The following is a 26,491-nucleotide window of genomic DNA, read 5'->3' on the forward strand; positions in this document are numbered from 1 at the left end:
GGCAGGATTTCGCATGAATCGCGGTCTCCCTTGTTTTATGCCCTGCAATTGGCCCTCGCGGCCCTATGTCACCCGGATTCGGCTTGACCTTTCTGGCCGCACTCTGTTGAACCCACCGGTGTCATACATGGACGAAGGTGCCGGTCCCCAATGGACGATCAGAACAAGAATCTAATCCTCGCAACTGTACTTTCCGGGCTGGTGATCCTGGTCTGGCTGTTTCTGTTCCCACCGGAACCGCCGCAGCAGAACCCGACCGAGACGGAGACAAGCCAGACCGCCGAGACTGGATCGACAGCAAGCGTTCCCGCCACCGCCACGACCGAACAGGGCACCACGGCGATCGTGGGCGAGACCGAGCAGGCCGTTGCGAACGCCCCGCGCATCGCCATCGAAACGCCGCGTCTGCGCGGCAGTATCTCTCTGATCGGGGGACGCATCGACGAGCTGTTCCTCAAGGACTACCATGTCGATGTCGACCCTGCCTCGCCCATCGTTCAGGTTCTGGCCCCCGCCGGTACACCCAACGCCTATTACGCGCTTTACGGCTGGGCGCCCGGTGCCGGGTTGTCTCCGGACGACGTGCCTTCGCCCAAGACTGAATGGGCCATCGAAAGCGGCGAGACGCTGAGCACCGACAGCCCTGTCACGCTGCGCTGGGCCAACGATAACGGCCTGACTTTCCGCCGCACCATCGAAGTCGACGAAGATTTCATGTTCACTGTTACCCAGTCGGTCGAAAACGCCTCGGGCGGGACAGTCGGACTTGCCCCCTATGGCGTGCTGGCCCGTCACGGTGAACCGGCGGACTTGAAGAAATTCTTCATCCTGCATGAAGGCATCGTTCGCATGTCCGACGGCACGCTCGAAGAGGTGACCTACAAGAATATCCCCGATTTCGAGATGAACGCGAACGAAGGCGCGCGCGCCGAAGTCGAGCAGGTCGCCGAGAACGGCTGGATCGGGTTCACCGACCATTACTGGATGTCGACGCTGATCCCCGCCCCCGGCACCGCGTTCAAATCGGTCGCGAAATATGACGAGCGCCGCGATATCTACCAGACCGAGGCCGTGCTGCCGACTCAAACCGTGACCGATGGCGACTCGGCGATTGTCACCACCCAGCTTTTCGCCGGTGCCAAAGAATGGGAAACCATCCGCAAGTACGAAAACCGCGGCGTTGTCGGTTTCATCGACAGCATCGACTGGGGCTGGTTCTTTTTCCTGACCAAGCCGATCTTCTGGCTGCTTCACCATATCCATGAGCTGATCGGCAACATGGGCTGGTCGATCATCGGCCTGACATTGATCATCAAGGCGGTCCTGTTCCCGCTGGCCTACAAATCCTACGTCTCGATGGCGAAGATGAAGGAATTGCAGCCGCAGATGGAAAAGCTGAAGGAAAATGCCGGCGACGACCGGCAAAAGCTTCAGCAGGGCATGATGGAGCTTTACAAGAAGGAAAAGGTGAACCCGGCGGCGGGCTGTCTGCCAATCCTGCTGCAGATCCCGATCTTCTTCTCGCTCTACAAGGTGATCTTTGTCACCATCGAACTGCGCCACGAGCCCTTCTTTGGCCCGTTTCAGGATCTGTCCTCGCCTGACCCGACCTCGATCTTCAACTTCTTCGGTCTGCTGCCCTGGGGCGCACCGGATCCCGGATCGATGATGGCGCTGATCTTTATCGGCATCCTGCCACTCTTGCTGGGTATATCGATGTTCCTGCAGCAAAAGCTGAACCCGGCGCCGACCGATCCGACGCAGCAGATGATCTTTGCATGGATGCCCTGGGTGTTCATGTTCATGCTGGGCGGATTTGCGAGCGGGCTGGTGGTGTACTGGATCGCGAACAACACGATCACCTTTACCCAGCAGTACCTGATCATGCGCAGCCAGGGCTATAAGCCGGACGTATTTGGCAACATCAAGTCGGGCTTCAAACGCAAACCCAAGGCGGAAAAGAAATGACCGGAACCGTCACCTCGATCTGGCGACACCCGATAAAGAGTCACGGGCGCGAAGAGCTGAGCGAGGTGACATTGGCCGCCGGGATGACCGTGCCCGGCGACCGGGTATGGGCCGTTGCCCACGAAAATTCCAAGGCCGACAATACAGCCTGGGCCCGCCCGCAAAGCTTCAGCATCGTGTCCCGCAATCCGGCGCTGATGGCAATTTCGGCGCAGTTGGACGACGCGAATAACAAGGTCACGCTGTTTCACCCCGAGCTGAGCGATCTGAATTTCGATCCTGACACGGAGGCGCAGGCCTTCCTTGACTGGGTTGCGCCGCTGGTGCCAGAGGGGCGCGCCGCACCGGCGCGGATCGTACGTGTTCCGGGGCGCGGCATGACAGATACAAAGCTTGCCTCGGTGACCCTGTGCAACATGGCCTCGCACCGTGAGGTGGAAAAGCAGGTCGGTCACGAGCTGTCGATCCTGCGCTGGCGCGGTAATATCTGGTTCGATGGCATCGACGCGTGGGAAGAGCTTGCCTGGGTGGACCGGGATGTACGCATCGGTGAAGCGGTACTGCGGGTACATGAGCGGACCGAAAGATGCCCATCGACCAAATCGAACCCGGATACCGGCAAACACGATGTTGATACGCTCGCCGCGCTGAACGCCTTTGGACATCAGGATTTCAGCGTGCGCGCCGAAGTCATCACCCCAGGTACGATCCGCCCGGGCGACCGGGTGGAGGTTATCTGATGCAACTGCCCTTTCCGCTGGCCGAAGCGCCCGACGATGCCACACTTGAACATGCCCGCAAGCTCTTTGCCGGGCAGTCGGAATTCCTCAAGGGCGTGGTCGCAATGTCGGGCCTGCCGCCTGCGGACCGGCTTGAGGTCTGCTTTGCAGGGCGCTCGAACGTCGGCAAATCCAGCCTGATCAACGCGCTGACCGGCACCAAGGCGCTGGCACGCGCCTCGAACACGCCGGGACGGACGCAGGAGATCAACTTTTTCACCCAAGGGCCCGAACTCTATCTCGTCGACCTGCCGGGTTATGGTTATGCCAACGCGCCGCTGGACAAGGTCGAGAAATGGCAGCGCCTGCTGAAACAGTATCTTTCGGGGCGCCCTACCCTGCGGCGTGCCTTTGTGCTGATCGACACGCGCCACGGGATCAAGGCCGTGGATCAGGAGATCCTGAAGCTGCTCGACAGCTCTGCCGTGACCTTTCAATGCGTGATGACCAAGGCCGACAAGGTCAAGGACAAGGAACGCGACAAGGTTCTGTCTCAGGTCCGCGACGCGCTATCCAAGCACCCTGCCGCCTACCCCGAGATCGTTATGACCTCGTCCGAAAAGGGCTGGGGCATCCCGACCTTGCGCTCGATCATCGCAACGCTCGAATAGCGCGTTCCGGCCCATTCCCGGCGTCGCGCCCGACATGGGCCTTGCGCCGCATGCTGCCTTTTCGGATAACGCGACAAAGGGAGCTAAAATGAGATCTCAGGATATGACCCGCGACTTGGGCAATACAGCCCGGACACTTAGCCAGGCCCTGCCCTATATGCAGCGCTATAACGACGCCACCGTGGTCATCAAGCTGGGTGGACATGCCATGGGCAGCGACGAGGCGATGGATGAATTCGCCCGCGACGTTGTTCTGATGCGACAGGTCGGGGTCAATCCGGTGATCGTGCATGGCGGCGGCCCGATGATCAACAAGATGCTCGAACGCCTTCAGATCAAGTCCGAGTTCAAGAACGGCAAGCGTGTGACCGATGCGGCGACCATGGAAGTGGTCGAGATGGTCCTGAGCGGGATCGTCAATTCGCAGATCGTGCAGGCCATCACCGAACAGGGCGGCCGGGCGGTTGGCGTTTCTGGCAAGGATGGCGGTCTGATCGTCTGCGACCACGAGGACCCGGAGCTTGGGTTGGTTGGCAAGCCGACCGAAGTGAACCCGGCCCTGCTGCGCGATTTCGCCGAGAAAGAGATCATTCCCGTCATTGCGCCGCTTGGCATGGGGCGCAACGGCGAGACCTTCAACATCAACGGCGATACTGCCGCCGGGGCAATTGCCGCCGCGCTCAAGGCCGACCGGCTGCTGCTGTTGACCGATGTGGCCGGTGTCAAGAATGCCGCCGGCGAGGTCATGACCGAGCTCAAGGCCCACCACATCCGCGAAATGACCGAAGATGGCACGATCGCGGGTGGGATGATCCCCAAGACGGAAACCGCGCTGGACGCGATTGACGGGGGCGTGCGCGCCGTGGTCATCCTTGACGGTCGTGCGCCCAATGCCTGCCTGCTCGAGTTGTTTACCGAGCACGGGGCCGGATCGCTGATCCGACCGGACTAAGTGAGCCGTTACCCCGAATACGATGAGATTTCAGCTTTGGCCGAGGCGGCCGGGCTGATCGTGATGGGTGCGCTGGAAGAGGACCGGCGCAGCATGATCCTACTTGGTGCCGGTCCGGGGTTCTGGGACGTGTTCAGCACGGCGCCCGAGGCAAAAGACGACGGAGCGGATCCGGTGGATCGCTGGTCAGAGCGCGTTGTCGGCGAGCTTGCGGCCCGGCTGGACGCCGAAGCGATCTTTCCCTTTGGAGGTCCGCCCTATGCGCCGTTCATCCGCTGGGCGGTCGATTCCGGGCGCGCCTGGCAGAGTCCGGTGGGGATGCTTGTTCATGACCGAGTGGGGATGATGATTTCCTATCGTGGAGCGCTGCATCTGACCTGTTCGATCCCCCTGCCCGCGCCGACCTCGGAAAACCCGTGCGTTTCCTGTGAATCACGTCCCTGTGTTTCGGCCTGTCCCGTTGGCGCGCTGAGTGATATGCACGGATATCGTCTGGATGCCTGCCACGCCTATCTCGATACCGGGCCAGGGCGGCAATCCTGCATGACACGCGGCTGCGCCGTGCGGCTGGCCTGCCCGGTCAGCGCCGGCGCCGGACGCACGGCGGCGCAATCCGCCCTTCATATGGAGGCTTTTCACCGCCGATGACCAAGACCCTGATCCTGATGCGCCACGCCAAGTCCAGCTGGGCCACACCGGACATGGATGACCACAAGCGTCCGCTGAACGACCGGGGCGTGATCTCGGCCCGGCTGCTGGGGGACTGGCTGCGGGCGAACGACTACCTGCCGGATGAAATCCTCTGTTCCTCGGCGGTGCGGACGCAGCAGACCTGTGACGGGCTGAACCTCTCGGTCGCGCCGCGGGTGCTGGATTCTCTTTACCACGCCGGAATTGAGACAATGCTGTCATCTCTACGCAAGGCCAAGGGCGATACGGTGCTCATGATCGGGCACAACCCGGGGATTGCCGGTTTCGCCGAGATGATCCTGGGCGATCCGGTGGATCACCCCCGGTTCGACGAGTACCCCACCGGCGCGACGCTGGTGGTCGATTTCCCCGATAATTTCTGGGCCTCGGTGACCTTTGGCAGTGGTGAAGCGGTGGATTTTGTTGTGCCGCGGGAGCTGATGGGCGAGACCGGCTGAAACGGCGGCAGGGGGCGCTGCCCCCGTCGGCCGATGGCCGACTCCCCCGGAGTATTTTACGCAAGAGGAAAAGGGCGACGTTTGGCGGGCGTTTAGGGTTTTGCGAAATGCGAAACGCCCCGACGTGGAGCCGGGGCGTTAGGATTTAGAGGGCTCAGAGCTTAGTGGCCGAGAATCTGGCTCAGGAAGAGCTGGGTCCGCGGGCTTTGCGGGTTCTTGAAGAACTCTTCCGGTTCGTTCTGTTCGACGATCTGGCCCTGGTCCATGAAGATCACCCGGTTGGCGACCTGCCGTGCGAAGCCCATTTCATGCGTCACGCAGAGCATGGTCATGCCTTCTTCGGCGAGTTCGATCATCGTGTCGAGCACTTCCTTGATCATCTCCGGGTCGAGCGCGGAGGTGGGTTCGTCGAAGAGCATGATGCGGGGGCGCATGCAGAGCGAACGGGCGATCGCCACACGCTGCTGCTGACCGCCCGAGAGCATGCCGGGGTATTTGTGCGCCTGATCCGGGATCTTGACCTTTTCGAGGAAATGCATCGCTGTCGCTTCCGCCTCTTTCCGGGGCGTCTTGCGCACCCAGATCGGGGCCAGCGTGCAGTTTTCGAGAATGGTCAGATGCGGGAAGAGATTAAAGTGCTGGAAGCACATGCCGACCTCGGAGCGGATCTTGTCGATATTCTTGAGGTCCGAGGACAAGAGCGTGCCATCGACCGTGATCGAGCCTTTCTGGTGTTCCTCGAGCGCGTTGATGCAGCGGATGAGGGTCGATTTCCCCGAGCCCGAAGGCCCGCAGATCACGATGCGCTCGCCCCGGTACACGGTCAGGTCGATGTCGCGCAGCACGTGGAAAGCTCCGTACCACTTGTTCATCTTCTGGATCGAGATCGCGACCTCGTCGGAGACCTCCATCTTGGAGGTCTCGATTTTCTGGGTTTCAGCGGTGTCAGCCATGAGGGAACTCCTTAGCGATGATCTGTCGCGAGACGGCGTTCAAGCCACTGCGAATATTGAGAGATGCCGTAGCAGACGACGAAGAACAGCAGGGCTGCAAAGCCGAGGAGTTCCCAGTAGACGCCGTTCCATTCGGTCGAGGCGAGGATTGGTCCGCGGATCATGCCGACGAGGTCGAACATGGAAATCACCGAGACGAGTGTCGTGTCCTTGAACAGGCCCACGGCGATGTTGACGATGCCGGGGATCGAGATCTTGAGCGCCTGTGGCAGTATGATCAGCCGCATGGCCTGAGCATATTCCAGACCCAGACTGTCGGCTGCCTCGTACTGGCCCTTGGGAAGGGCGGCGAGACCGCCCCGGATCACCTCGGCGATATAGGCCGAGGAGAACATGGTGATCATGATCACCACCCGCAGGAACAGGTCGACATTGGCCTCAGGCGGGAAGAAATAGGCCAGCATCACCGACGCTACGAAGAGCAGCGTAATCAGCGGCACACCGCGGATGAACTCGATGAAGATGACGCAGATTCCCTTGATCAGCGGCATCGAACTCTGCCGGCCCAGCGCGAGGGCGATCCCAAGGGGGATCGACAGGGACACGCAGGTCACACCCAGCATCAGGTTCAGCATGAAGCCGCCCAGATCGCGCGAGGGTACCGCCGCCAGCATCGGATTGGCCGGAGCCAGCGCCTCGGTGATGAAACCGCCGATATACCATATGATCAGCGCCGCGACGATGCCGCCGAAGAACCCGGTTGCAAAGCTCTGCGTAACAAAACGGCTATAGACGAGATAGCCGCCGACCACGCCAAGGAGGGCCACGATGGGCACAAGGATGCTGCCGCCCCAGATCAGCCAGAAGGCGATGAACGGGTAAAGCGCGGTGAAGATGAGCAGCTTGCGCGGCAGATCGAAGAACAGCACCGGGGCTGCGGCGACGAAAAGCATCACCAGCGCGAGAGTTGGCCGCCAGTACAACTCGCTTGGGTATTTGAACCCGAAGAGGAGCTGGTTCCAGCGTTCGGACAGCACCGAGAAACAGGCGCCTGTCTCGCCGGCCAGAACCTCGCGGCATTCCGACAGCGAGGAGGTGGTCCAGACACCACCCAGAATCCACGGCAAGGTCGCGGACAGGATGAGGTAGATGACGAAAAGCGCGGCGATGGTCAGCAGCGCATTGGCCCATGTGGCAAAGAGGTTTTCACGCAGCCATTTGACCGGGCCGGTTTCATTGGCCGGCGCGGGGGCGGCGGGAATTGCCGTGTCGCGGACGAAGGCAACGGACTGTGCATGTGTATCGGACATCTCAGCGCTCCTTCAGCTTGATGGTGTTGTTGTACACGTTCATCCCCGCGGAGATCAGCAGCGAGATGACGAGGTAGAACAGCATCAGCAACAGCACGCATTCAATGGCGCGCCCGGTCTGGTTTAGGGTGATCCCGCCCAGCGTTGCCGTAATGTCGGCATAGCCCACCGCGATGGCGAGGGACGAGTTCTTGGTGATGTTGAGATATTGCGAGATCAGCGGCGGAATGATCACCCGAAGCGCCTGCGGCAGCACGACGAGGCTCATCACGCGGCGCGGACGTATGCCAAGCGCCGACGCGGCTTCGGTCTGGCCCTTCGAGACCGACAAAATACCCGCACGGACGTTTTCCGCGATGAAGGCCCCGGTATAGATCGACAGAGCGAACCAGAGCGCGATCAGCGGACCACCGACCTTGAGGCCACCGCCAAAGTTGAAGCCTTTGAGGACGGGCACATCCCATGACAGCCCAAGCAGAATGCAAAGCAGGATGATCGGCACGAACCAGATGGCGAGATTGATCCAGAGCGTCTTGGGGCGGACGCCGGTCTTTTCCTGAATGTTGTTCGCGCGGTGCGTCACGGCGCGGGTCGCAAAGAAGGACCCGACCAGAACCGCGATTACCAGCAGCCAGTTGAAGATGCTGCCTTCTTCGCCGCCGATGCCCTGCGTGAAAAAAGGTCCGGGCACATAAACGCCCCGGTTGGTGAAGGCGAATAGATTGAACAGCATCGAACTGTCGGGATCATCGCCGCGGAAAGCGCTGGGGCTGGGCATGACCGCGGTCATGATCGTGAAGATGATGATGATCCAGATCAGGACCGGGATATTCCGGAAGACCTCGACATAAACCGCCATAAGCTTGCGCACGAGCCAGTTGTTCGAGAGGCGCAGTACACCGGCGAGAACGCCGAACACCGTCGCCGTAACACAAGCGAGGAAGGCGACCAGCAGCGTGTTGAGAATGCCGACGATAGCGGCACGAAGGTTACTGGACCGGCTGGTGTATTCGATCAGTGTCTGGTTGATGTCATAGCCCGCAGGGCTGCCCAGAAACTCGAACGAAATGTTCAGACCGGCTTCGCTCAGGTTGGTGGCGAGGTTGCGGTAGAGATAGGCCAATGCAAGTGCGAGCACGAGCGCCGCGATGACCTGCAGGGTCATCGACCGATAGCGCGTGTCGTACAAGAGCATAGATAGCCGGAATTCGCCCTTGGGAGGGTCAGTAATTGTCGTCATGTGACGTCCCTGTCTGGCTCTGCGATCTTTTCTGCCGGCCAGGTATATCCCGGCTCAATGAAGATCGTGTGTTGTTTATCTTATTGGTCTTATTGCGAAAAAGGCGCAGGTGTTATCCTGCGCCTTTCCCGAAGAGTTCTTAGCGGAAGGGCGGCGAGTAGAGCAGGCCGCCATCGGTCCACTGAGCGTTCAGGCCACGGGCCAGACCGATCGGAGTGGTTTCACCGATGTTCTTTGCGAAGATTTCGCCGTAGTTGCCGTTTGCCATGATCGCGCGCTTGGCCCATTCGAGGTCAAGGCCGAGCATCTCGCCGAGGGTACCCTCGGTGCCGAGCAGACGGTTGATTTCCGGGTTGTCGGTGCCGCTTGCCAGTTCACCGATGTTGGCCGAGGAAACGCCGTATTCTTCAGCAGCGATCAGGGCGTTCAGGGTCCAGCGCACGATATCACCCCATTCGTTGTCGCCATGGCGGACAAGCGGGCCGAGCGGCTCTTTGGAGATGATTTCCGGCAGCAGGACGTGCGCAGTCGGATCTTCGAAGGTGGCGCGGGTTGCGGCCAGGCCGGAAGCGTCCGTGGTATAAACGTCGCAGGCACCGGCAAGGTACTGCTGCTGCGCTTCGGCGTTGGTTTCGATCGGAACCGGCTCGTAGCTGATGTTGTTGGCGCGGAAGAAGTCCGCGAGGTTCAGCTCGGTGGTGGTACCGGTCTGGATGCAGACGGTGGCGCCGTCGAGATCCTTGGCCGAGGATACGCCCAGCTCTTTCGGGATCATGAAGCCCTGACCGTCGTAGTAGTTCACGCCGACGAATTCGAACTTGAGGTCGACATCGCGCGAGAAGGTCCAGGTGGTGTTACGCGCCAGCATGTCGATCTCGCCGGAAGCGAGAGCGGTAAAGCGTGTCTTGCCGGTGGTCGGAACGAATTCGACGGCGGAAGCGTCACCCAGAACGGCGGCGGCGACGGCACGGCAGACGGCAACGTCAAAACCGTTCCACTCACCATTGGCGTCAGGCGCCGCAAAGCCAACGAGACCGGTCGTCACGCCGCAGTTCAGCTTACCGCGTGCCTTGACGTCTTCCAGCGTCGTTGCGGCCGCTGCACCTGCTGCCAAGCCGGCAACGGTTAGCGCGCCTAAGAATACGGATTTCTTCATTTTTACCTCTTCCTGATTTTTCCGCCTCGTAGCGGGCGACTAGTTGGCATTTTATATGCCGAACGAAAATTCTAAGGGTGTTCACTCCCCCCTTAGTGCGCCTAAGTTTGGGCGGATTCATCAACAAACGTCAAGGGACTGATCAAACAAAACGATTTCACGAGCCCGGCAAAATCACCTGTTTGCGCAGGAGTTACGGTCCCGATCACACCTGTCCTTACGTCACCCGCGCGTGGCTCACCCCTGGTCGGGACGCGACAAATCGTAGAATCGTTTGGCGTGAACAAAGGCCTGATGCTTGATCTCGGCCATCTCGGTCGCCTCGTCATCCGCGCCCCATTGTTCCTCCTGCCAGAGCTCGTCCAGACGCGACAAGTTCCAGAGATCGTCGATTCCGCGCTCATTTCGCGCCGCCGCAAAACCGATAACCAGCGAGCCGGAAAGGCTGACGAGATCGTGAAAACCGGTCAGTTCGAAAGGGGACATTTCATGCACAAGGGCGGAGAGGCGGGCCATGGCCGCTTCATCCTGCGGGGCGTGCATGACGCCAACGCGCGGCTCGAGTCGCGCGCCTAAATTTTCAGCACCCCAGTCGAGCAATGGATCCCAGGCAGCGCTTTCCCGAGCGACTAACTCGTCGGGTGCGTCCGCACGGTAACAAAGCAGATCGCTGTCGCCGTAGCCCGTAAGCATATCGGCGACCTCGGCCTTTTGCGGCGCGACCTTGTCGAGCGCCGAATTCGCGGACCGGGTAAAAGGCATCGAAAGCGGGTTGATCACCCCTTCCTGTTCGTCCCATTCACGGGCGATCTCCGCCGCCATATCCGCCCCCGGCACGACCAGCAGCGTCTTGTTCGGCGTTTTGACCGAACGACCGTCAAGGAGAACCGTATACCCACCCTCGGCCTCGGCGACCTCGGCTGCCTTCCAGAACCGGCGCGCTTTCCATTCGCTCATGCGGTGTCCCTCCAGATCTGTTCGAGCACCCCCGGCAAACCGGCGAAATCGTCCAGCACATGCGGCGTCGCCTTGGCAAGCTCTGCGGGCGCGTGATAGCCCCAGCCGACACCGATCCCGGTGACACCGGCATTGCGGGCCATTTCCATGTCATAACTCGTATCGCCGATCATTACGGCATTCCCGGCCTCGCAGCCTGACTCGGCCAGCGCGGTCAGGATCATCGACGGATGCGGTTTGGACGGGTGGTCATCCGCCACCTGCGTCGTCACGAAACGCTTCTCCAGCCCATGATCGGCGAGCAGCGCCGTCAGGCCCCGCCGCGATTTACCCGTGGCGATGCCCAGCAACACGTCATCGCGGGCGGCAAGCGTTTCGATCACGTCGAGCGCACCGGGATAAAGAGGCGAGCCCGCCGCCGCGCCGGTCTGCGCGCGGTGGGTTGAATAGGCGTTACGATAGCCTGCGACGAGCGCATCGCGCTCTTCCAGCGGGCGCTCGGGCACCAGCCGGAACATAGCCTGATCCAGCGACAAGCCAACAATCGACAGGATCGCGGCCCGGTCCGGCGCGGGCATGTCGAGGCTGGCAAATGACGCCGTCATCGCGCCAAGGATCGTGGCCTGGCTGTCGACCAGCGTGCCGTCCACATCGAAAATGACCAGTTTCACCATTGCTCCCACGCTTCGTCGTCAAACGGGTCTTCCGGCACTTCGCGGGTGTCCCACTGAAAGGTGTCCCATGTATGCTGCATGTGATCGGGCAGAGGCGCGGTGATATGCAGCTTGGCCTTGGAGACGGGATGTTCAATCGTCAGCGAGCGTGCATGCAGGTGCAGTTTCTTGGAAATGTCACCGCCAAGCTGCGCGCCCCAGCCATCGCCAAGGTTTTCCTGCGCCGAGCCGCCGTATTTGCCGTCGCCAATGATCGGGTGGCCAAGCTCGGCCATATGCGCGCGCAATTGGTGCGTCCGCCCGGTGATCGGCGTCAGCGCCATCCAGGCGGCCCGTTTCGCCGCCGCCTCGATCACCATATATTCGCTGACCGCGCGTTTTGCGCCCGGCGTGTCGTCGATATCGCGGGGATGGACATTGACCATCTTCTCCCCCTCGCCTTTTGCCCCGTGGCCCGCCGCCTTGACCAGACCGGTCTTGATCGTTCCGGCCTTGGGATGCGGCACGCCCCCCACCACGGCCCAGTAGATCTTACGCGTTTCGCGATGCCGGAAGCTGGCGGTCAGATCCGCCGCGACCGAACGCGTCCGCGCCAGCAGCAGAACGCCCGAGGTATCCTTGTCGATCCGGTGCACAAGACGCGGTTTCTCGTCGAGGTCAAACATCAGCGCCTCGGCCAGCCCGTCCACGTGACGCGTCTGGCCCGATCCGCCCTGCACAGCCAGCCCGGGCGGTTTGTTCAGCGCCATCACTTGATCGTCGCGATAGATCACGCAAGACCGGATCATCTTGGCATCCGCCTCGGAAACCCGGGTCGGCGCAGGGGCCGGACGGTTATCGCTGTCGGGCAGCGGCGGGATGCGTACCTGCTGGCCGGGCATCAACCGCGTTGCGCCCTTGACCCGCCCGCCATCGACGCGAAGCTCGCCCTTGCGGCACATCTTTTCGATACGCCCCTGGCTGACATGCGGGAACATACGGCGCAGCCAGCGGTCAAGCCGCTGATCGCCGTCATCATCCGCTACCGTGATCATCTGTACGCCGCTCATGCCCAGAGCCCTTTCGTCAGAAACATCCCAAACGCCAGCGCACCGATCGAAACGGCCACCGACAACAGTACATATAGGGCGGCCAAACCGGTTTCGCCCCGTTCGAACAAGGTAATCGTTTCAAGGGAAAAGGACGAAAACGTCGTGAACCCGCCCAGTATGCCCGTCATCACGAAGGGCGCGTAATGTGTCAGGCCCTTTTGCGCGGCGGCACTCACGAAGACGCCCATCAGGAACGAGCCGACGATATTGACCGTAATCACGCCCAGCGGCATCGCCTGCTGGCCGATAAGCCGCAGGATCGCCACGCCAGCAAGATAGCGCAGCGAGGCGCCGATAGCCCCGCCAAGGGCGACAAGAGATACGGTCTGGATCATGATCGCGCTCCCTCGCCCCTGCGGGGCCGGATGTCAAGCGGCCCTGCCCGTGGGTCAGTCGCAGGCGGCCGTGATGATGATTTCGACGCGGAACTCCTCGGTCGCGAGCTTGGATTCGCCAGCCGCACGCGCGGGGGCGTTGCCCTCGGGCACCCATGCGTCCCAGACTTCGTTCATTTCGGCGAAATCGGCCATGTCGGCCATCCAGATCACCGCCTGCAGGATCTTGGTCTTGTCCGAGCCAACACGCGCCAGAAGCGCGTCGATCTGGTCGAGGCAGCCTTGGGTCTGCGCCGCGACGCTGTCGCCCTTGGAGACCTGACCGGCGAGATAGACGGTGTCGTTATGCTTGACGATCTGGCTCATCCGCTGGTTGGTGTCGAAACGTTCGATCATGGGGTCATTCCTTGTCCTGTCGCTGGCGTTCGGCGCGCTTTTTTGCGAACCAGTCCACCCGCTTTTTCAATTCGCGCTCGAATCCGCGCTCGACCGGGGCATAGAGCACCGGGCGTTTGACGTCATCCGGGAAATAGTTCTGCCCGGAGAACGCATCCTCTGCATCGTGGTCATAGGCATATCCCGCGCCATAGCCCTGATCCTTCATCATCGAGGTGGGCGCGTTGAGGATATGCTTGGGTGGCGGAGCCGATCCGGTCTTTTTCGCCAGTTGCATCGCCGCCTTATAGGCCACGTATCCCGCGTTCGATTTCGGCGCGAGCGCGAGATAGGCAACCGCCTGCGCCAGCGCCAGCTCGCCCTCGGGGCTGCCGAGGCGCTCATAAGTTTCCCATGCGTGCTGGCAGACGGTCTGGGCCTGCGGATCGGCAAGACCGATATCCTCGATCGCCATACGCAGGATGCGCCGCGCCAGATAGCGCGGGTCCTCGCCGCCGGTCAGCATCCGCGCGAACCAGTAAAGCGCCGCATCCGGGTCGGATCCGCGCACCGATTTATGCAGAGCCGAGATCAGGTTGTAATGCTCATCCCCCGACTTGTCGTACTTGCTGGCCCGTCGCATCAGCCGCGCGCCAAGCGCCGTCGGGTCCAACGGCGTGTCGATCTTCCACGCGGTGACCTGCTCGATCAGGTTCAAAAGCGCTCGCCCATCCCCATCGGCCATCTCATGCAGCGTATCCCGCGCCGCGCCGGTCAGGGGCAGCGGACGGCCAAGCTCTTTCTCTGCCCGCTGGGTCAGCCGTTCCAGATCGGCCGGGGAAAGCCGTTCCAATACCAGGACCTGCGCCCGGCTCAACAACGCGGCGTTCAGCTCGAACGAGGGGTTCTCGGTCGTTGCACCAATCAGCATGATGGTGCCGTCTTCCATGTAGGGCAGGAATCCATCCTGCTGCGCCTTGTTGAAACGGTGGATTTCGTCGACGAACAGAAGGGTTCCCTGCCCATTGCCCCGCCGTATCTTGGCCAACTCGAAGACTTTCTTGAGATCTGCCACACCGGTGAAAATCGCGCTGATCTGGACGAAATGCAGATCGCTCGCGTCGGCCAGCAGGCGGGCGATGGTGGTCTTGCCCACGCCCGGCGGCCCCCAGAGGATCAGGCTGCCCAGACTGCCCGCCGCGAGCATCGCGCCCAGCGGCGCATCCGGCCCCAGCACCTGCTCCTGTCCGATCACCTCGCCCAGCGACTGCGGCCGTAGCCGATCGGCCAGCGGACGGTTGCGTTCAGGTTCGGCGGGCGCCTCTCCCTTGTCGAACAGATCGGCCACCGGTTACAGCCGGAACCGGAGCGACAGCAATCGTCCGGCCCTTTCCAGATCAAGCTGCACCCAGCGGCCCGGATCGCTGAGCTCCTCTTCGACTTCGGCGGTCGTCTCGACCGGGTCGCCGTTGATCGCGCGGATGATGTCGAGCCGTTTCAACCCGGCCCGTGCCCCATAGGAGCCGGTGTCGGTGATCAGGACGCCGTTGATATCAAGCGGCAGACCATAGCGCGCGATCAGCGCGGGATTGATCCGCGCAACCTGCAACTGCGGCAGCACCGTGTCGTCGCTCAGCGTGAGTTCCTGCGACGGGGGCGTGTCGGGAGCGGGTTCCATCGCCACTTCGATCTCGCCAGCGCGACCTTTGCGGACACGGGTCACCATGGCCGTATTGCCAATGCCGGTGACGGTCATGCGAAAGATCATCTCGGACGGCGAATTGACCGGCTGACCGGCCACATGGGTGATCACGTCGCCAACCTCGAACCCGGCGGCGGCAAAGGGACTGTCGGCGTGGAGGTCCGAGATGATGATTCCATCCGGTACGCTCAGCCCCAGCGACGCGGCAAGGTCGCTATCGACCGGCTGACCGGCCATGCCAGCCCAGGGCCGCTGGAAACCCTCTTCGCCATCGCGGGCCTGCTTGACGAATTCCGCGACAAGGTTTGACGGGATGGCAAAGCCGATCCCGTTCGACCCGCCCGAGCGGCTGAGGATCGAGGTGTTGATCCCGATCAGCGCCCCGTTCACGTCAATCAGCGCCCCGCCCGAATTGCCCGGGTTGATCGGCGCGTCGGTTTGCAGAAAATAGCCGCGCGCATTACCGGTTGCCATGCCGGATCGCGCCAGCCCCGAAACGATCCCGCTGGTGACGGTCTGCCCAACGCCAAAAGGGTTGCCGATTGCAAGCGCCAATTCGCCGACCTCGACGTGATCGGAATCGCGCAACTCCAGATGCGGCAGATTGGTCGCGCCGTCGAGTTGCAGGATCGCCAGATCGGATTCCTGATCGGCCAGCACAACATGGGCCGAATATTCACGACGGTCGGTCATCACGACGCGGATGTCTGTTGCCTGTCCTACCACGTGAAAATTCGACACGACGATACCATCCGCAGAAAGGATCACACCGGACCCAAGCGAGTTCTGGACCCGCGGTTGCGGCTTGCCAAAGCCCTGAAAGAACTGTTCGAAAAACGGATCGCCCGCAAAGGGGCTGGCCTGCGCCTCGACCACACGGCGCGCGTAGATGTTGACCACCGCCGGAGCGGCACGTCGGACCAGCGGCGCAAAGCCAAGAGCGATTTCGGCCTCGCTCTGCGGTATCCGGGTTTCCGCCGTGACCGGCGGCGCGATCAGCGCCGGTGTGACCAAAAGCAGGGTGGCAAGCAGAATATTTCGCATTCGTAACCCTCCGAGATAGCCCCTGATATGCGCAGCCCGACCGGGTTTGCAAGCCATCAGCAGTGGAACAATCGCTGCGCCGAGTGGTTGTTTCCCTGAACCACTAAAGGAGGCTCGACATGGCTGAGAGACACCGTTCGAAGGATGGAACCCGCGAAACCGAAAAATTCATCGACGATACCGAGACGCCGGATCAAGGCGGCCGCGCAGGCGGCAATCTGGAACGAAAGGTCGGCACCAGAGACCTGCTGAAACGCGCCGAAAAAGGCGACGATGCCGGCACGACCCGCGTTCATAAATCCGATGAGAAAGGCCAAGGAAATCTTGGCGGTCACCACGGAACCGGCAGCTAACTCACCCCGTTTCGACCAGACGCGACATTAATGGAGGCAATCATGGCCAAAATAATAGAAAACACTTGGGTTGTGGTAACCGATAGCGAAAAGGCATTGTTCCTGCGCAACCTTACCGATCACGAGAACCCCAATCTCGACATGATGGAGAGCGAAGAGCAGGAAAACCCTTCGGATCGGGAACAGTCGGCAAACCGGCCGGGACGGATGAATGACACTGGCGTGCAGCAGCGTTCTTCGATGGACGACACCGATTGGCACGAGCTCCAAAAGGAACGCTTTGCAAGCCACCTGTCTGATATCCTGTACGAAAAAGCCCATAAGGGCGAATTCGAAAGGCTGATCATTGTGGCTTCGCCTCAGGTGTTGGGCAATCTGCGCGACGACATGCATAAGGAAGTGACCGACAAGATCGTCGCAGAAATTCCTAAGACATTGACCAACCACCCGATCAACAAGATCGAGGAACTGGTCAAAAAGGAACTCGACGAACGTGAAAGCGAGTTGACCTGACATACGTCGGATAGAAAGAAAAAAGGCGCCCTCTCTCGGGCGCCTTTTCTTATTCCAGATCCCGAAGGATTTATTCGTCGGCGTCTGCCATTTCAGCGACGCGTGCCTTGTCTGCGGCGCCTTTAGCGTCGCGGTCGCGGTCAACGAATTCGATAATTGCCATCGGAGCCATGTCGCCATAGCGGAAACCGGCTTTGAGGACGCGGACGTAGCCGCCCTGACGGTCCTTGTAGCGCGGGCCCAGAACGTCAAAGAGTTTCGCGACGTACTGCTCTTCCTTCAGCTTGGACGAAGCCTGACGGCGGGCGTGCAGGTCGCCGCGCTTGGCGAGCGTGATCATCTTTTCGATGATCGGGCGAAGTTCTTTTGCCTTGGGCAGGGTCGTCTTGATCTGCTCATGTTCGATGAGCGAGCCGGCCATGTTCGCAAACAGCGCCTTGCGGTGTTCATGGGTGCGGTTGAGGCGGCGGTAACCACGTGCGTGACGCATTTTCTAGTTCCTTCTCAGCTTATTCTTTGTACGACCGCCGATGCGTGTCAGCGGTTCTGTTGGGGCGGGATTGCCCGTCTTTTCCCCGGCCTATTCCGGGCATTTTTCAGGGGGTGACATCTGTGCACCCCCTGTACACCCCCCGTACATCGGGGCGTGCATCAATTAAAAGGCGTCTTCGAACTTTTTCGCCAGATCTTCGATGTTGTCGGGCGGCCAGTCCTCGACGTCCATGCCAAGGTGCAGACCCATGCCGGACAGGACTTCCTTGATCTCGTTCAGCGACTTGCGGCCAAAGTTCGGGGTGCGGAGCATCTCGGCTTCGGTCTTCTGGATCAGATCGCCAATGTAAACGATGTTGTCGTTCTTGAGGCAGTTGGCCGAACGTACGGACAGTTCCAGCTCGTCGACTTTCTTGAGCAGGAGCGGGTTGAACTCGAGCCCGTCGTCGTCGTCCTGACGGCCAGCGGATTCGGGTTCGTCGAAGTTCACGAAGATCGACAGCTGGTCCTGAAGGATACGCGCAGCGAAGGCTACGGCATCGTCCGGGGTGATCGAGCCATCGGTTTCGACTTTCATGGTCAGTTTGTCATAGTCGAGCACCTGACCTTCACGGGTCGGCTGAACGTCATAGGACACTTTCTTGACCGGCGAATAGATCGCGTCGATCGGGATCAGGCCGATGGGGGCGTCTTCGGGCTTGTTCTTGTCAGCCGCGACATAACCTTTGCCGGTGTTGACGGTCAGTTCCATGAACAGGTCGGCGCCGTCGTCGAGGTGGCAGATCACGTGATCGCGGTTCAGGATCTCGATCCCGGCGCTTTCGCTGATGTCACCGGCGGTGACGACTGCCGGGCCTTTGGCATTGATCGAGAGGCGCTTGGGGCCTTCGACTTCCATGCGCAGGGCAACCTGCTTGAGGTTCAGGATGATGTCGGTTACGTCTTCGCGTACTCCGGCAACGGACGAAAATTCGTGCAGCACGTTGTCGATCTGGACCGAGGTGATGGCGGCGCCCTGAAGCGACGACATCAGGATGCGACGCAGCGCGTTGCCAAGCGTCAGACCAAAGCCGCGCTCGAGCGGTTCAGCTACGACCGTCGCGAGACGTGCGGGATCGTTGCCCGGCTTGACGTCAAGCTGGGTCGGCTTGATAAGTTCTGCCCAATTCTTATGGATCATGTGTCCCTCCATTCCTGTCCGCGCCCCATGTCCACGAAGGTGCCGACGCCCGAGGTTTAAAATGACGTAATGGGGCCGCGCAAAAAGCTGCGCAGCCCCAGTTTATAAATCTGGTATCAGACGCGGCGACGCTTTGGCGGGCGGCAGCCGTTGTGGGCCATCGGCGTCACGTCACGAATCGACGTGATGTTGAAACCGACAGCGGCCAGGGCACGAAGCGCCGATTCACGACCCGAACCGGGGCCCTGAACTTCGACTTCGAGCGTCTTGACGCCATGTTCCTGAGCTTTGCGGCCTGCATCCTCGGCAGCCATCTGAGCTGCGTAGGGTGTCGATTTCCGCGAGCCTTTGAAACCCATGGTGCCGGCGGACGACCAAGAGATCGCGTTGCCCTGCACGTCAGAGATCAGGATTTTGGTGTTGTTGAACGACGAGTTCACATGAGCAACGCCAGCGGCGATGTTCTTGGAAACCTTACGCTTGGTGCGTGTCTTTTCGCGAGCCATCTGTGCGTCCCCTTACTTCTTCTTGCCGGCAATGGCCTTTGCGGGGCCTTTGCGGGTACGTGCGTTGGTATGGGTGCGCTGACCACGAACCGGCAGATTCCGGCGGTGGCGCAGACCGCGATAGCAGCCCAGATCCATCAGACGCTTGATGTTCATCTGGGTTTCACGACGCAGGTCACCTTCCACGGTGAAGTTGGCGTCGATATGTTCGCGGATCGACAGGACTTCGCTGTCGCTCAGCTCGTTCACACGGCGGGTCTGGTCGATACCGACGGCATCGCAGATGGCTTTGGCGGATGCCTGGCCGATTCCGGTGATATAGGTGAGCGCGATCGGTACCCGTTTGGCAGTCGGGATATTTACGCCGGCAATACGTGCCACGTGTCACTTTCCTTTCGTTGCGGTTCCGTAGCTCCAGAACCTTTTTTCACAACGCTTGACCCTGGCAGTGTCGCCAGAGGGCCCAGCAGTATGAGGTGGTCTGCGTGCGGTCTGTTAAAGAATCGCGCACAAATTGATTCTCTTGCGAGATGTGGGTCGATATGGGGTTTTCGCCGAAGCGTCAAGAGCCAGTTGACACAGGATGCGTTTTGAGCATCTCCGGAACTGTTTGCGCAAACGAAATCTGAAACATCGTCTGGCGGGCAAAGGGCCGCACGGGCCCCTTGCAGAAAGATTGACCTCAGGCGTCGACCTTGGCGACGCGGTCCAGAACCTCGGCGATTTCGGCTTCGACCGTCTTGATATCGGCAAGCCCGTCGACGCGGCAGATGATCTTCTTGACGTAGTAGTAACCGATCAGCGGCGAGGTCTGCTTGTAATACTCCATCAGACGGGTCTTGAGGCTTTCCTCGTTATCGTCTGCGCGGCGCTTGAATTCGGTGCCACCGCAATTGGCGCATTTGCCATCTGCCGGTATCGGCTTGGTGTTGTCGTTATAGACTTCACCGCAATTGGCACAGGTCGACCGGGCCGTGATCCGGGCAACAAGCGCGGCGTCATCGACGCGCATCTCGATCACCTGATCCAGCTTCTGGCCTTCGTCGGCCAGCAGCTTGTCCAGCGCATCGGCCTGCCCCAGCGTGCGGGGGAAGCCGTCAAAGATGAACCCGTTCGCCTTCACCGTCGCAAGCTTTTCGCGGATCAGGCCGATCACGATCTCATCGGTGACAAGACCGCCGCGCGCCATCACGTCGGCGACGATATTGCCCATCTCGGTGCCCGAGTCCTTGGCCTCGCGGAGCATGTCGCCGGTGCTGAGCTGCACCATCCCGCGCTTTTCCACCAATGTACGCGCCTGCGTACCCTTACCTGCGCCCGGAGGCCCCAAAAGAATGATATTCATCGACGCGTCGGACTCCGCTTGCCTTTTTTCTTGGACCGGCCGCGCAGTTGCGACTTTTCGATCAGCCCTTCGTATTGATGTGCCAGAAGATGGCTCTGAACCTGCTGGATCGTATCCATCGTCACCGACACGACGATCAGCACCGAGGTGCCGCCAAAGTAGAACGGGATCGAGAACTGGCCGCGCAGGATTTCCGGCAGCAGGCAGACCAGCGCCAGATAGGCCGAGCCGAGCACGAGGATACGGTTGACCACGTATTCAAGGTAATCGGCGGTGCGCTTGCCCGGACGGATCCCCGGCACAAAGCCGTTCTGGTTCTTGAGGTTGTCGGCCACGTCATCGGGTTTGAACGAGACGTTGAACGTGTAGAAATACGCAAAGAACACGATCATCGACACGAAGAACAGCAGATAAAGCGGCTGTCCAGGACCGAAGTTGGCGAGCAGCCAGCTCATCACCGACCCCTGCGCCGCGCCCTGGCTGAAGGTGGCGATGGTGGTCGGCAAGAGCAGCAGCGAGGAAGCAAAGATCGCGGGGATCACGCCAGCGGGGTTGACCTTGACCGGCAAGTGCGAGGAACCGCCGTCATAGACCTTCATCCCGACCTGACGGCGCGGATACTGGATATGGATCTTACGCAGGGCACGTTCCATGAAGACCACGAAGGTGATGGTGACGATGATCATCAATATGACACCGACGATCACACCCGGGCTTACCGCGCCCGACCGGCCCGAGGCAAAGAACTGCGCCAGCGCGGCGGGAACCTCGGCGATGATGCCGACAAAGATGATCAGCGAAATACCGTTGCCGATGCCGCGCGCGGTGATCTGCTCACCCAGCCACATCAGGAACATGGTACCGCCGACAAGGGTTATCATGCAGGCGATGCGGAAATACATGCCCGGATCGGTCGCAAGGTCACCGGATTCCAGCGAAACCGCCAGACCATAGGCCTGCGCCGTCGCCAGCACCACCGTGCCATAGCGGGTGTATTGGTTGATCTTCTTGCGCCCCTGCTCGCCCTCTTTCTTGAGCTGCTCGAGCTGGGGAACCATCGCGGTCAACAGCTGGACGATGATCGAGGCCGAGATATAGGGCATGATACCAAGGGCAAAAATGCCCATCCGCCCCAGCGCACCGCCGGTGAACATGGAAACCATGCCGCCAATGCCCTGCCCCGCCGATTCCATGAACTCGCGCAGAGCGGCGCCGTCGATACCGGGAACCGGCAAAAAGGTGCCCAGCCGGTAGACGACCAATAGCCCAAGCGTAAACAGGATGCGGTTGCGCAGATCGGTGGCCTTGCCGAGCGCTGCCCAGCTTGTATTGGCCGCCATCTGTTCTGCTGCTGATACCATGAAACAGGTCTCTTTTGCTAGAACGCCGCCCTAAACCGTTTTCCGGTCCGGGCGGCGTCAAGGGAAAACATGGGTCTATGTAAGCGGCGCAGGCGCCGCTCACAACCCATTACTCTGCCGCAGCTGCGGATGTGACGGTGAGCGAGCCACCGGCTTTTTCGACGAGCTCGACAGCGGATTTCGAAGCACCGGTCACTTCGATCGTGGCCTTGGAGGTAAAGTCACCCTTGGCCAGAACGCGGATACCGTCACGCTTGCGGCGCACCAGTCCGGAGGCAATAAGCGCATCCTCGGTGATCGCGGATTTCGCGTCCAGCTTGCCGGCTTCGATGAATTTCTGGATCAGGCCCAGGTTCACAACCGCGTATTCCTTGCGGTTCGGCTTGTTAAAGCCCCGCTTGGGCAGACGCTGGTAAAGCGGCATCTGGCCGCCTTCGTAGCCGTTGATCGCCACACCCGAACGGGATTTCTGACCCTTGATACCACGGCCACCCATCTTGCCCTTGCCAGAGCCGGGACCACGGGCAACGCGCTGACGACGTTTGGTTGCGCCAGGATTGTCGTGAAGTTCGTGCAGTTTCATTGTCGCTTCTCCTTTGCCGGATGCGGCCCCCAGCGACGGGAGCGGCCGACCTCGGCGTTTCTTGATAAAAGGCGCCCGGTGCGCCGGATCGCCATAGACGAGTCGCCCCGATCGAGGCCACCACGGGCGTATACGCCCAGCCCGCCCCCGTTTCAAGGCCCGAAAACCCGCGCGCGGCATCCTGTCCTGGCGTCGGATTACGCGCGCAATCGCCTCCCCGCTCCAGTCTTTTCCTCTTGCCGAAAATACTCCGGGGGAATCGGCCCATGGCCGATGGGGGCAGCGCCCCCTTCATGGCATCGAAAAAAATGCGGTGTCCGCAAGTCGTCTTGGGCCACGAGCATCGAAGGACCGCTTCGAGCCCAGAAAGACAGATGCCGGGCAGTCCACGAATGACAGCTTCTCAGCTATGCATTGCAAGTACCTTATCTAACATCCAGCCAATTCGGTCTTCACTGCCGAGTTGCCGCAACGGACCGCGCTCCCCGCCAATCTGAAGCTTTGCCATTGTCAAACCGTGAAGCATGAGCCAGATCAATACGGCAAGTTTCTCAGGGTCCGTGTTTTCAATCTCACCTGACGCTGCTCCGGCTGTCAGCTCGCGGATCAATAGCCCCAACGCTTCTGCTCCTTTTGGTGAAAGTGTTCGTACAATACCCGGAGTCGATGGGCGGAACATCACGAGCATGTACTCGCGATTGTTTTCGGCAAATCTCACATAGGCCTTGCAGCCAGCAACCAACCGCTCCCTCCAAAGCGAATGCATCGCGATCTCTCGATTGATCTCCTTGCTCAAACGTTCAAAGCCGGCATCCGAGATCGCGAGCCAAAGCGCTTCCTTATCTTTGAAGTGCATGTAGGGCGCGTTGTGGCTTACCCCAATCGCAGCCGCCAGCTTGCGCATGCTTACGGCTTCCAGAGACTGGGTCTTTAACGCTTTCACTGCGGCATTGATCAACTCCGTCTTAACGCCTCCGTGATGGTAGTCCTTCTTTCTTGGCATATTGACACTGTCCAGTTACAGGTATATTGACACTGGCAATATCGAGTTATCTAAGGCCACGCAATAGGGAGTAACAAAATGCGCAAGCCATTTCGATATACCCATTTGGCAGTTGCACTTCTGATTGGAGCGTATGTTTACAGTCCGACGCTCAGTAGCAATTTGGCGTTTCAGGCGCTGATCCAGTTTGGCGTCTTTCCAATCATCGCACTGAGTGGCATTGCGATGTGGCAACAGCCGCGCTGGATGAAGCTGATCCGTCGAACCCAAAGCTGACATCTGTGCAACTGCGGCGAAAGTTCACTGTGTCCCGGAATCCGGACCACCAGACAGACCGCGGCTAAGGACTGGAAAGAGACCGAAGCTGACCTTCACAGGTCGCAGGACACGAAAAAGTCGGACACCCGCTTTCTAGTGCGCCATCCTTCGAGGATTAAATTGACGTTATGTTCAGGGCCATCTTCCGACTGCACTTCCAGATCGTATCGCTTGCCGAGATGAACCGTTTCGAAATCGAGCTGTGCACTACCGATGGGGCGGTCGCCTCGGCTGATCTCTCGGGCCGAGAGGGTCGGTAGGGCGCAGTGAACCCCTACGAAGTAGATGTCATGCCCTGTCAGCAGATGCTGAAGGTCCGGAAGCCAATGGTCATTGTCCAAGATGTGCTCGAGGATGAGGTTGTTCCCGGCATTCGCGTAAGAAGCCAGCGACATATGGAATCCGTCAAAGAAAGCGGGTTTGGCAGCTGCCCAGTCGAATTCGCCTGCCTTGAAGCGCGCCATTGGCAGGACACCGCCATCCCGAAGGTGGTCGATGGAGATGTGCCAGAAGGGCACTTCGATCTGCGCCTGCAAAGCCCGCGCGATGGTGGATTTGCCGCTGCTAGACGGCCCATGCAGAAAGATGATTTGGGCCATCCACGTGCTCCTGTGTCTGGGGTGCCGCATCTACCACGAAGACATCGCCCTTAGTGACGTTTCTAGCGCTGAATGTCGGGAATGTCCGCCGTGCTGACCAACAAGATTTGCGGACACCTCCAAAAACAAGACCCCCTGTCGCGGACAGGAGGTCTCACTGGTTAACAAGGAAGAGTACCGCCCTTGGAGGCGGAGGGATCAGGCGCGGCCGTTCAGCCGGGTCTCGCCCTCATAGGCAGCCTGGTAGGCGATGGCGCGCAGGTTGTTGCGCGAGATACCCAGATCACCAAGATCGCGGGCGCTGAGACTGTGCAGCTCGTTCAGGGTGCGCTTGTAAACGGCGCGGCGGGCCTGAGCGGCCTTGACCGAGTCAACGAGCGCACGGAAGCGGTCAGCAAAGGACGGGGCAGCGATGGCGGTACGGGTGATGGTGGTCATGATCTTATTCCTGTCTGTCTGGGCACCGGCGTCTTACCTGTCGCACCGGGCCGTCGATATATTCTGCAATGCAGCATAGGCTGCGGCGGGATGGCTAACAATTTCCGTTTCGGTCTGGCCGCTATGCGCGTCCTGCATGAATGGGTCAGCGATACTGTCTGATTTGGGAGGGAGATGCCCCCGCCCCGTTGAGGGAGGAGATTAGGAGCGAGGGCATTCCCGAAGCACCGGCATTCCAGAGAGGGAGGAGTTGGAAGCCGGGCAATTCGGATGGATCAGGCGCCGTAGACGTGCTTGCGCACGATGTCGGTGATATCGCCGCGGCGTATGTTTATATCGTTCAGATCACGATCGCTCATCGCCATGAGCTGAGCGCAGGTGGCGTCGTATTCGCGACGAAGCGCGCGGTCAGCACGGAAGTTCTCGATGGTGCCGCGCAGGCGGGCGATGATCGGAAAGGTGATCGTGTTGGCGGTCAGTGCATGTGCCATGTGTCTCTGTCCTTGTCTCTAGCCGGGACGGTTTTCCGCGGCTCTTGTCAGCTTTGGTTCATTGTCTTGACCGTGAGATAAGGAGATTTGGTTGCGCTAACAACTGACAGAAACGAAGGCCCGTTATGCACCTGCAGCATGGTTTATGTCCCCTGCCCCGCGCCCCAATCTGACAACGAAAAACGCCCCCGGAGATTTCCGGGGGCGTTCAGATACTTGCACGAAGCGAAAAGGCTTAGTCGCGCTCTTCGATGATTTCGACCATGTGCGGGATCGAGTTCACCATGCCGCGCACGGCAGGGGTGTCTTCGAGTTCGCGGGTCTTGTGCATCTTGTTCAGGCCCAGCCCGATCAGCGTCTGGCGCTGCTTGGCGGGACGGCGGATCGGCGAACCGATCTGTTTTACGACGATGGTCTTAGCCATGTTTCTCAAGCCTCCTCAGCGACCTGTGCCGACGCCTGCGGCGCGTCATCACGCTTGGGCAGGATGTCGGACACTTTCTTGCCACGACGCTGCGCAACCGAGCGCGGGCTCGCTTCTTTCTGCAGACCGTCCATGGTGGCGCGGATCATGTTATAGGGGTTCTGCGAACCGATCGACTTGGACACGACGTCCTTGACGCCCAGCATCTCGAACACGGCACGCATCGGACCACCGGCGATGATACCGGTACCTTCCGGAGCGGTGCGCATGACGACCTTACCGGCGCCGTGACGGCCTTCCATGTCGTGGTGCAGGGTGCGGCCTTCGCGCAGCTGCACGCGGATCATCTGACGCTTGGCCTGCTCGGTTGCCTTGCGAATGGCCTCGGGGACCTCTTTCGCCTTGCCTTTGCCAAAGCCGACACGGCCTTTCTGATCGCCTACAACGACGAGTGCGGCGAAGCCAAAGCGCTTACCACCCTTGACGGTCTTGGACACGCGGTTGATCGCGACGAGGCGGTCCGCGAATTCAGGGGCTTCCTCACGCTGGTTGCGACGGTTACCGCCACGGTTGTCATCTCTTGCCATAAG

The 26,491-nt window shown here is 60.4% G+C and carries 33 protein-coding genes; 9 read left to right on the plus strand and 24 right to left on the minus strand.

The features are described 5' to 3' along the window. The first annotated feature begins 150 nt into the window (after window positions 1-150). The 6 genes from yidC (at window position 151) to ACU0FH_RS12040 (ending at window position 5,458) form a co-directional block, all read left to right on the plus strand. Window positions 151-1,968 carry a membrane protein insertase YidC gene (yidC, locus tag ACU0FH_RS12015; protein ID WP_446194830.1) on the plus strand — a complete coding sequence of 606 codons (1,818 nt, stop codon included), beginning with the start codon at window positions 151-153 and terminating at the stop codon, window positions 1,966-1,968. Beyond that, window positions 1,965-2,708 (plus strand): MOSC domain-containing protein, encoded by a 744-nt coding sequence (locus tag ACU0FH_RS12020; RefSeq protein ID WP_446194832.1) that lies wholly within the window; start codon window positions 1,965-1,967, stop codon window positions 2,706-2,708. Before yidC ends, ACU0FH_RS12020 begins: the two co-directional genes overlap by 4 nt. After that, window positions 2,708-3,358 carry a ribosome biogenesis GTP-binding protein YihA/YsxC gene (gene yihA / locus ACU0FH_RS12025; RefSeq protein ID WP_446194833.1) on the plus strand — a complete coding sequence of 217 codons (651 nt, stop codon included), beginning with the start codon at window positions 2,708-2,710 and terminating at the stop codon, window positions 3,356-3,358. The genes ACU0FH_RS12020 and yihA overlap by 1 nt, the downstream gene beginning before the upstream one ends. 88 nt (window positions 3,359-3,446) lie before the next feature. Next, complete coding sequence (argB, locus tag ACU0FH_RS12030; RefSeq protein ID WP_088635325.1) at window positions 3,447-4,310, plus strand: acetylglutamate kinase; 864 nt, start codon at window positions 3,447-3,449, stop codon at window positions 4,308-4,310. After that, the gene (locus ACU0FH_RS12035; protein WP_446194834.1) at window positions 4,311-4,958 is read left to right on the plus strand and encodes a ferredoxin; all 648 of its coding nucleotides are present in this window, start codon (window positions 4,311-4,313) and stop codon (window positions 4,956-4,958) included. After that, window positions 4,955-5,458, plus strand: coding sequence for a SixA phosphatase family protein (locus ACU0FH_RS12040; RefSeq protein ID WP_446194835.1), 504 nt, complete (start codon window positions 4,955-4,957; stop codon window positions 5,456-5,458). The genes ACU0FH_RS12035 and ACU0FH_RS12040 overlap by 4 nt, the downstream gene beginning before the upstream one ends. Before the next feature lie 161 nt (window positions 5,459-5,619). Here ACU0FH_RS12040 and ACU0FH_RS12045 read toward each other — a convergent pair whose 3' ends face one another. From ACU0FH_RS12045 to ACU0FH_RS12095, 11 genes are all read right to left on the minus strand, one after another. Next, window positions 5,620-6,411, minus strand: coding sequence for an amino acid ABC transporter ATP-binding protein (locus tag ACU0FH_RS12045; RefSeq protein ID WP_446194836.1), 792 nt, complete (start codon window positions 6,409-6,411; stop codon window positions 5,620-5,622). Between the two features lie 11 nt (window positions 6,412-6,422). After that, complete coding sequence (locus ACU0FH_RS12050) at window positions 6,423-7,721, minus strand: amino acid ABC transporter permease (RefSeq protein ID WP_446194837.1); 1,299 nt, start codon at window positions 7,719-7,721, stop codon at window positions 6,423-6,425. A 1-nt stretch (window position 7,722) separates the two neighbouring features. Continuing rightward, complete coding sequence (locus tag ACU0FH_RS12055) at window positions 7,723-8,961, minus strand: amino acid ABC transporter permease (protein ID WP_446194839.1); 1,239 nt, start codon at window positions 8,959-8,961, stop codon at window positions 7,723-7,725. A gap of 139 nt (window positions 8,962-9,100) precedes the next feature. Next, the gene (locus ACU0FH_RS12060; RefSeq protein WP_238373007.1) at window positions 9,101-10,117 is read right to left on the minus strand and encodes an amino acid ABC transporter substrate-binding protein; all 1,017 of its coding nucleotides are present in this window, start codon (window positions 10,115-10,117) and stop codon (window positions 9,101-9,103) included. A gap of 237 nt (window positions 10,118-10,354) precedes the next feature. After that, window positions 10,355-11,074 (minus strand): ATP12 family chaperone protein, encoded by a 720-nt coding sequence (locus tag ACU0FH_RS12065; RefSeq protein ID WP_446194842.1) that lies wholly within the window; start codon window positions 11,072-11,074, stop codon window positions 10,355-10,357. Further along, complete coding sequence (locus ACU0FH_RS12070) at window positions 11,071-11,748, minus strand: HAD-IA family hydrolase (RefSeq protein ID WP_446194844.1); 678 nt, start codon at window positions 11,746-11,748, stop codon at window positions 11,071-11,073. Before ACU0FH_RS12070 ends, ACU0FH_RS12065 begins: the two co-directional genes overlap by 4 nt. Then, window positions 11,742-12,797 (minus strand): RluA family pseudouridine synthase, encoded by a 1,056-nt coding sequence (locus ACU0FH_RS12075; protein WP_446194846.1) that lies wholly within the window; start codon window positions 12,795-12,797, stop codon window positions 11,742-11,744. The genes ACU0FH_RS12070 and ACU0FH_RS12075 overlap by 7 nt, the downstream gene beginning before the upstream one ends. Beyond that, window positions 12,794-13,174 carry a fluoride efflux transporter CrcB gene (crcB, locus tag ACU0FH_RS12080; RefSeq protein ID WP_446194848.1) on the minus strand — a complete coding sequence of 127 codons (381 nt, stop codon included), beginning with the start codon at window positions 13,172-13,174 and terminating at the stop codon, window positions 12,794-12,796. Before crcB ends, ACU0FH_RS12075 begins: the two co-directional genes overlap by 4 nt. Before the next feature lie 54 nt (window positions 13,175-13,228). Further along, window positions 13,229-13,570 carry a RidA family protein gene (locus ACU0FH_RS12085; RefSeq protein ID WP_446194850.1) on the minus strand — a complete coding sequence of 114 codons (342 nt, stop codon included), beginning with the start codon at window positions 13,568-13,570 and terminating at the stop codon, window positions 13,229-13,231. A gap of 4 nt (window positions 13,571-13,574) precedes the next feature. Further along, entirely contained in the window at window positions 13,575-14,897 is a 1,323-nt protein-coding gene (locus ACU0FH_RS12090; protein WP_446194852.1) for a replication-associated recombination protein A, read from the minus strand. A gap of 3 nt (window positions 14,898-14,900) precedes the next feature. After that, the gene (locus tag ACU0FH_RS12095; protein ID WP_446194854.1) at window positions 14,901-16,295 is read right to left on the minus strand and encodes a trypsin-like peptidase domain-containing protein; all 1,395 of its coding nucleotides are present in this window, start codon (window positions 16,293-16,295) and stop codon (window positions 14,901-14,903) included. A 119-nt stretch (window positions 16,296-16,414) separates the two neighbouring features. On the opposite strand from ACU0FH_RS12095, the gene ACU0FH_RS12100 reads away from it, so the two are divergent. Both ACU0FH_RS12100 and ACU0FH_RS12105 read left to right on the plus strand, forming a co-directional pair. After that, on the plus strand, window positions 16,415-16,648 hold the full coding sequence (locus tag ACU0FH_RS12100; RefSeq protein ID WP_446194855.1) for a hypothetical protein: 234 nt from the start codon (window positions 16,415-16,417) through the stop codon (window positions 16,646-16,648). Between the two features lie 42 nt (window positions 16,649-16,690). Continuing rightward, entirely contained in the window at window positions 16,691-17,161 is a 471-nt protein-coding gene (locus ACU0FH_RS12105) for a host attachment family protein (protein WP_446194857.1), read from the plus strand. Between the two features lie 70 nt (window positions 17,162-17,231). On the opposite strand, the gene rplQ is transcribed toward ACU0FH_RS12105, so the two are convergent. The 8 genes from rplQ to ACU0FH_RS12145 all read right to left on the minus strand — a co-directional run bounded on the left by rplQ (window position 17,232) and on the right by ACU0FH_RS12145 (window position 23,631). After that, window positions 17,232-17,651, minus strand: coding sequence for a 50S ribosomal protein L17 (rplQ, locus tag ACU0FH_RS12110; protein ID WP_446194859.1), 420 nt, complete (start codon window positions 17,649-17,651; stop codon window positions 17,232-17,234). 165 nt (window positions 17,652-17,816) lie between these two features. Next, window positions 17,817-18,833: a DNA-directed RNA polymerase subunit alpha gene (locus ACU0FH_RS12115; RefSeq protein ID WP_238373018.1), complete on the minus strand. Its 1,017-nt coding sequence runs from the start codon at window positions 18,831-18,833 to the stop codon at window positions 17,817-17,819. Between the two features lie 116 nt (window positions 18,834-18,949). After that, window positions 18,950-19,339 (minus strand): 30S ribosomal protein S11, encoded by a 390-nt coding sequence (gene rpsK / locus ACU0FH_RS12120; protein ID WP_088635308.1) that lies wholly within the window; start codon window positions 19,337-19,339, stop codon window positions 18,950-18,952. Between the two features lie 12 nt (window positions 19,340-19,351). After that, window positions 19,352-19,720: a 30S ribosomal protein S13 gene (rpsM, locus tag ACU0FH_RS12125; RefSeq protein WP_238373019.1), complete on the minus strand. Its 369-nt coding sequence runs from the start codon at window positions 19,718-19,720 to the stop codon at window positions 19,352-19,354. A gap of 301 nt (window positions 19,721-20,021) precedes the next feature. Next, a complete protein-coding gene (locus ACU0FH_RS12130) occupies window positions 20,022-20,684 on the minus strand; it encodes an adenylate kinase (RefSeq protein WP_238373020.1) in 663 nt (220 codons plus the stop codon). Next, complete coding sequence (secY, locus tag ACU0FH_RS12135) at window positions 20,681-22,045, minus strand: preprotein translocase subunit SecY (RefSeq protein ID WP_238373021.1); 1,365 nt, start codon at window positions 22,043-22,045, stop codon at window positions 20,681-20,683. Before secY ends, ACU0FH_RS12130 begins: the two co-directional genes overlap by 4 nt. 109 nt (window positions 22,046-22,154) lie before the next feature. After that, window positions 22,155-22,628 carry a 50S ribosomal protein L15 gene (gene rplO / locus ACU0FH_RS12140; RefSeq protein ID WP_238373022.1) on the minus strand — a complete coding sequence of 158 codons (474 nt, stop codon included), beginning with the start codon at window positions 22,626-22,628 and terminating at the stop codon, window positions 22,155-22,157. Window positions 22,629-23,031: 403 nt separating this feature from the next. After that, a complete protein-coding gene (locus tag ACU0FH_RS12145; RefSeq protein WP_446194861.1) occupies window positions 23,032-23,631 on the minus strand; it encodes a TetR/AcrR family transcriptional regulator in 600 nt (199 codons plus the stop codon). A 78-nt stretch (window positions 23,632-23,709) separates the two neighbouring features. Between ACU0FH_RS12145 and ACU0FH_RS12150 the strand changes: the two genes are divergently transcribed. Further along, window positions 23,710-23,907 (plus strand): hypothetical protein, encoded by a 198-nt coding sequence (locus ACU0FH_RS12150; RefSeq protein WP_446194862.1) that lies wholly within the window; start codon window positions 23,710-23,712, stop codon window positions 23,905-23,907. Window positions 23,908-24,002: 95 nt separating this feature from the next. On the opposite strand, the gene ACU0FH_RS12155 is transcribed toward ACU0FH_RS12150, so the two are convergent. The 5 genes from ACU0FH_RS12155 to rpsE form a co-directional block, all read right to left on the minus strand. Next, window positions 24,003-24,548, minus strand: a complete 546-nt coding sequence (locus ACU0FH_RS12155; protein WP_446194863.1) for a chloramphenicol phosphotransferase CPT family protein — start codon at window positions 24,546-24,548, stop codon at window positions 24,003-24,005. A gap of 198 nt (window positions 24,549-24,746) precedes the next feature. Further along, the gene (locus tag ACU0FH_RS12160) at window positions 24,747-24,986 is read right to left on the minus strand and encodes a DUF1127 domain-containing protein (RefSeq protein ID WP_446194864.1); all 240 of its coding nucleotides are present in this window, start codon (window positions 24,984-24,986) and stop codon (window positions 24,747-24,749) included. Between the two features lie 275 nt (window positions 24,987-25,261). Then, a complete protein-coding gene (locus ACU0FH_RS12165; protein ID WP_446194865.1) occupies window positions 25,262-25,477 on the minus strand; it encodes a DUF1127 domain-containing protein in 216 nt (71 codons plus the stop codon). A gap of 235 nt (window positions 25,478-25,712) precedes the next feature. Next, window positions 25,713-25,901: a 50S ribosomal protein L30 gene (rpmD, locus tag ACU0FH_RS12170; protein WP_088635301.1), complete on the minus strand. Its 189-nt coding sequence runs from the start codon at window positions 25,899-25,901 to the stop codon at window positions 25,713-25,715. 5 nt (window positions 25,902-25,906) lie between these two features. Next, window positions 25,907-26,488 (minus strand): 30S ribosomal protein S5, encoded by a 582-nt coding sequence (gene rpsE, locus ACU0FH_RS12175; protein ID WP_088635300.1) that lies wholly within the window; start codon window positions 26,486-26,488, stop codon window positions 25,907-25,909. Window positions 26,489-26,491 lie beyond the last annotated feature (3 nt).

Source organism: Heliomarina sp. (assembly GCF_052826185.1).

Coding starts and splice junctions, on each gene's coding strand:
- ACU0FH_RS12020 (WP_446194832.1), top strand. CDS start 1,965: ATGACCGGAACCGTCACCTCGATCTGGCGACACCCGATAAAGAGTCAC.
- ACU0FH_RS12165 (WP_446194865.1), bottom strand. CDS start 25,477: ATGGCACATGCACTGACCGCCAACACGATCACCTTTCCGATCATCGCC.
- ACU0FH_RS12045 (WP_446194836.1), bottom strand. CDS start 6,411: ATGGCTGACACCGCTGAAACCCAGAAAATCGAGACCTCCAAGATGGAG.
- ACU0FH_RS12160 (WP_446194864.1), bottom strand. CDS start 24,986: ATGACCACCATCACCCGTACCGCCATCGCTGCCCCGTCCTTTGCTGAC.
- ACU0FH_RS12100 (WP_446194855.1), top strand. CDS start 16,415: ATGGCTGAGAGACACCGTTCGAAGGATGGAACCCGCGAAACCGAAAAA.
- argB (WP_088635325.1), top strand. CDS start 3,447: ATGAGATCTCAGGATATGACCCGCGACTTGGGCAATACAGCCCGGACA.
- ACU0FH_RS12065 (WP_446194842.1), bottom strand. CDS start 11,074: ATGAGCGAATGGAAAGCGCGCCGGTTCTGGAAGGCAGCCGAGGTCGCC.
- ACU0FH_RS12130 (WP_238373020.1), bottom strand. CDS start 20,684: ATGAATATCATTCTTTTGGGGCCTCCGGGCGCAGGTAAGGGTACGCAG.
- ACU0FH_RS12070 (WP_446194844.1), bottom strand. CDS start 11,748: ATGGTGAAACTGGTCATTTTCGATGTGGACGGCACGCTGGTCGACAGC.
- rplO (WP_238373022.1), bottom strand. CDS start 22,628: ATGAAACTGCACGAACTTCACGACAATCCTGGCGCAACCAAACGTCGT.
- ACU0FH_RS12115 (WP_238373018.1), bottom strand. CDS start 18,833: ATGATCCATAAGAATTGGGCAGAACTTATCAAGCCGACCCAGCTTGAC.
- rpsE (WP_088635300.1), bottom strand. CDS start 26,488: ATGGCAAGAGATGACAACCGTGGCGGTAACCGTCGCAACCAGCGTGAG.
- rplQ (WP_446194859.1), bottom strand. CDS start 17,651: ATGCGTCACGCACGTGGTTACCGCCGCCTCAACCGCACCCATGAACAC.
- ACU0FH_RS12150 (WP_446194862.1), top strand. CDS start 23,710: ATGCGCAAGCCATTTCGATATACCCATTTGGCAGTTGCACTTCTGATT.
- ACU0FH_RS12060 (WP_238373007.1), bottom strand. CDS start 10,117: ATGAAGAAATCCGTATTCTTAGGCGCGCTAACCGTTGCCGGCTTGGCA.
- ACU0FH_RS12155 (WP_446194863.1), bottom strand. CDS start 24,548: ATGGCCCAAATCATCTTTCTGCATGGGCCGTCTAGCAGCGGCAAATCC.
- ACU0FH_RS12040 (WP_446194835.1), top strand. CDS start 4,955: ATGACCAAGACCCTGATCCTGATGCGCCACGCCAAGTCCAGCTGGGCC.
- rpmD (WP_088635301.1), bottom strand. CDS start 25,901: ATGGCTAAGACCATCGTCGTAAAACAGATCGGTTCGCCGATCCGCCGT.
- ACU0FH_RS12145 (WP_446194861.1), bottom strand. CDS start 23,631: ATGCCAAGAAAGAAGGACTACCATCACGGAGGCGTTAAGACGGAGTTG.
- yihA (WP_446194833.1), top strand. CDS start 2,708: ATGCAACTGCCCTTTCCGCTGGCCGAAGCGCCCGACGATGCCACACTT.
- ACU0FH_RS12105 (WP_446194857.1), top strand. CDS start 16,691: ATGGCCAAAATAATAGAAAACACTTGGGTTGTGGTAACCGATAGCGAA.
- ACU0FH_RS12085 (WP_446194850.1), bottom strand. CDS start 13,570: ATGATCGAACGTTTCGACACCAACCAGCGGATGAGCCAGATCGTCAAG.
- ACU0FH_RS12095 (WP_446194854.1), bottom strand. CDS start 16,295: ATGCGAAATATTCTGCTTGCCACCCTGCTTTTGGTCACACCGGCGCTG.
- secY (WP_238373021.1), bottom strand. CDS start 22,045: ATGGTATCAGCAGCAGAACAGATGGCGGCCAATACAAGCTGGGCAGCG.
- rpsK (WP_088635308.1), bottom strand. CDS start 19,339: ATGGCTCGCGAAAAGACACGCACCAAGCGTAAGGTTTCCAAGAACATC.
- yidC (WP_446194830.1), top strand. CDS start 151: ATGGACGATCAGAACAAGAATCTAATCCTCGCAACTGTACTTTCCGGG.
- ACU0FH_RS12055 (WP_446194839.1), bottom strand. CDS start 8,961: ATGACGACAATTACTGACCCTCCCAAGGGCGAATTCCGGCTATCTATG.
- ACU0FH_RS12075 (WP_446194846.1), bottom strand. CDS start 12,797: ATGAGCGGCGTACAGATGATCACGGTAGCGGATGATGACGGCGATCAG.
- crcB (WP_446194848.1), bottom strand. CDS start 13,174: ATGATCCAGACCGTATCTCTTGTCGCCCTTGGCGGGGCTATCGGCGCC.
- ACU0FH_RS12050 (WP_446194837.1), bottom strand. CDS start 7,721: ATGTCCGATACACATGCACAGTCCGTTGCCTTCGTCCGCGACACGGCA.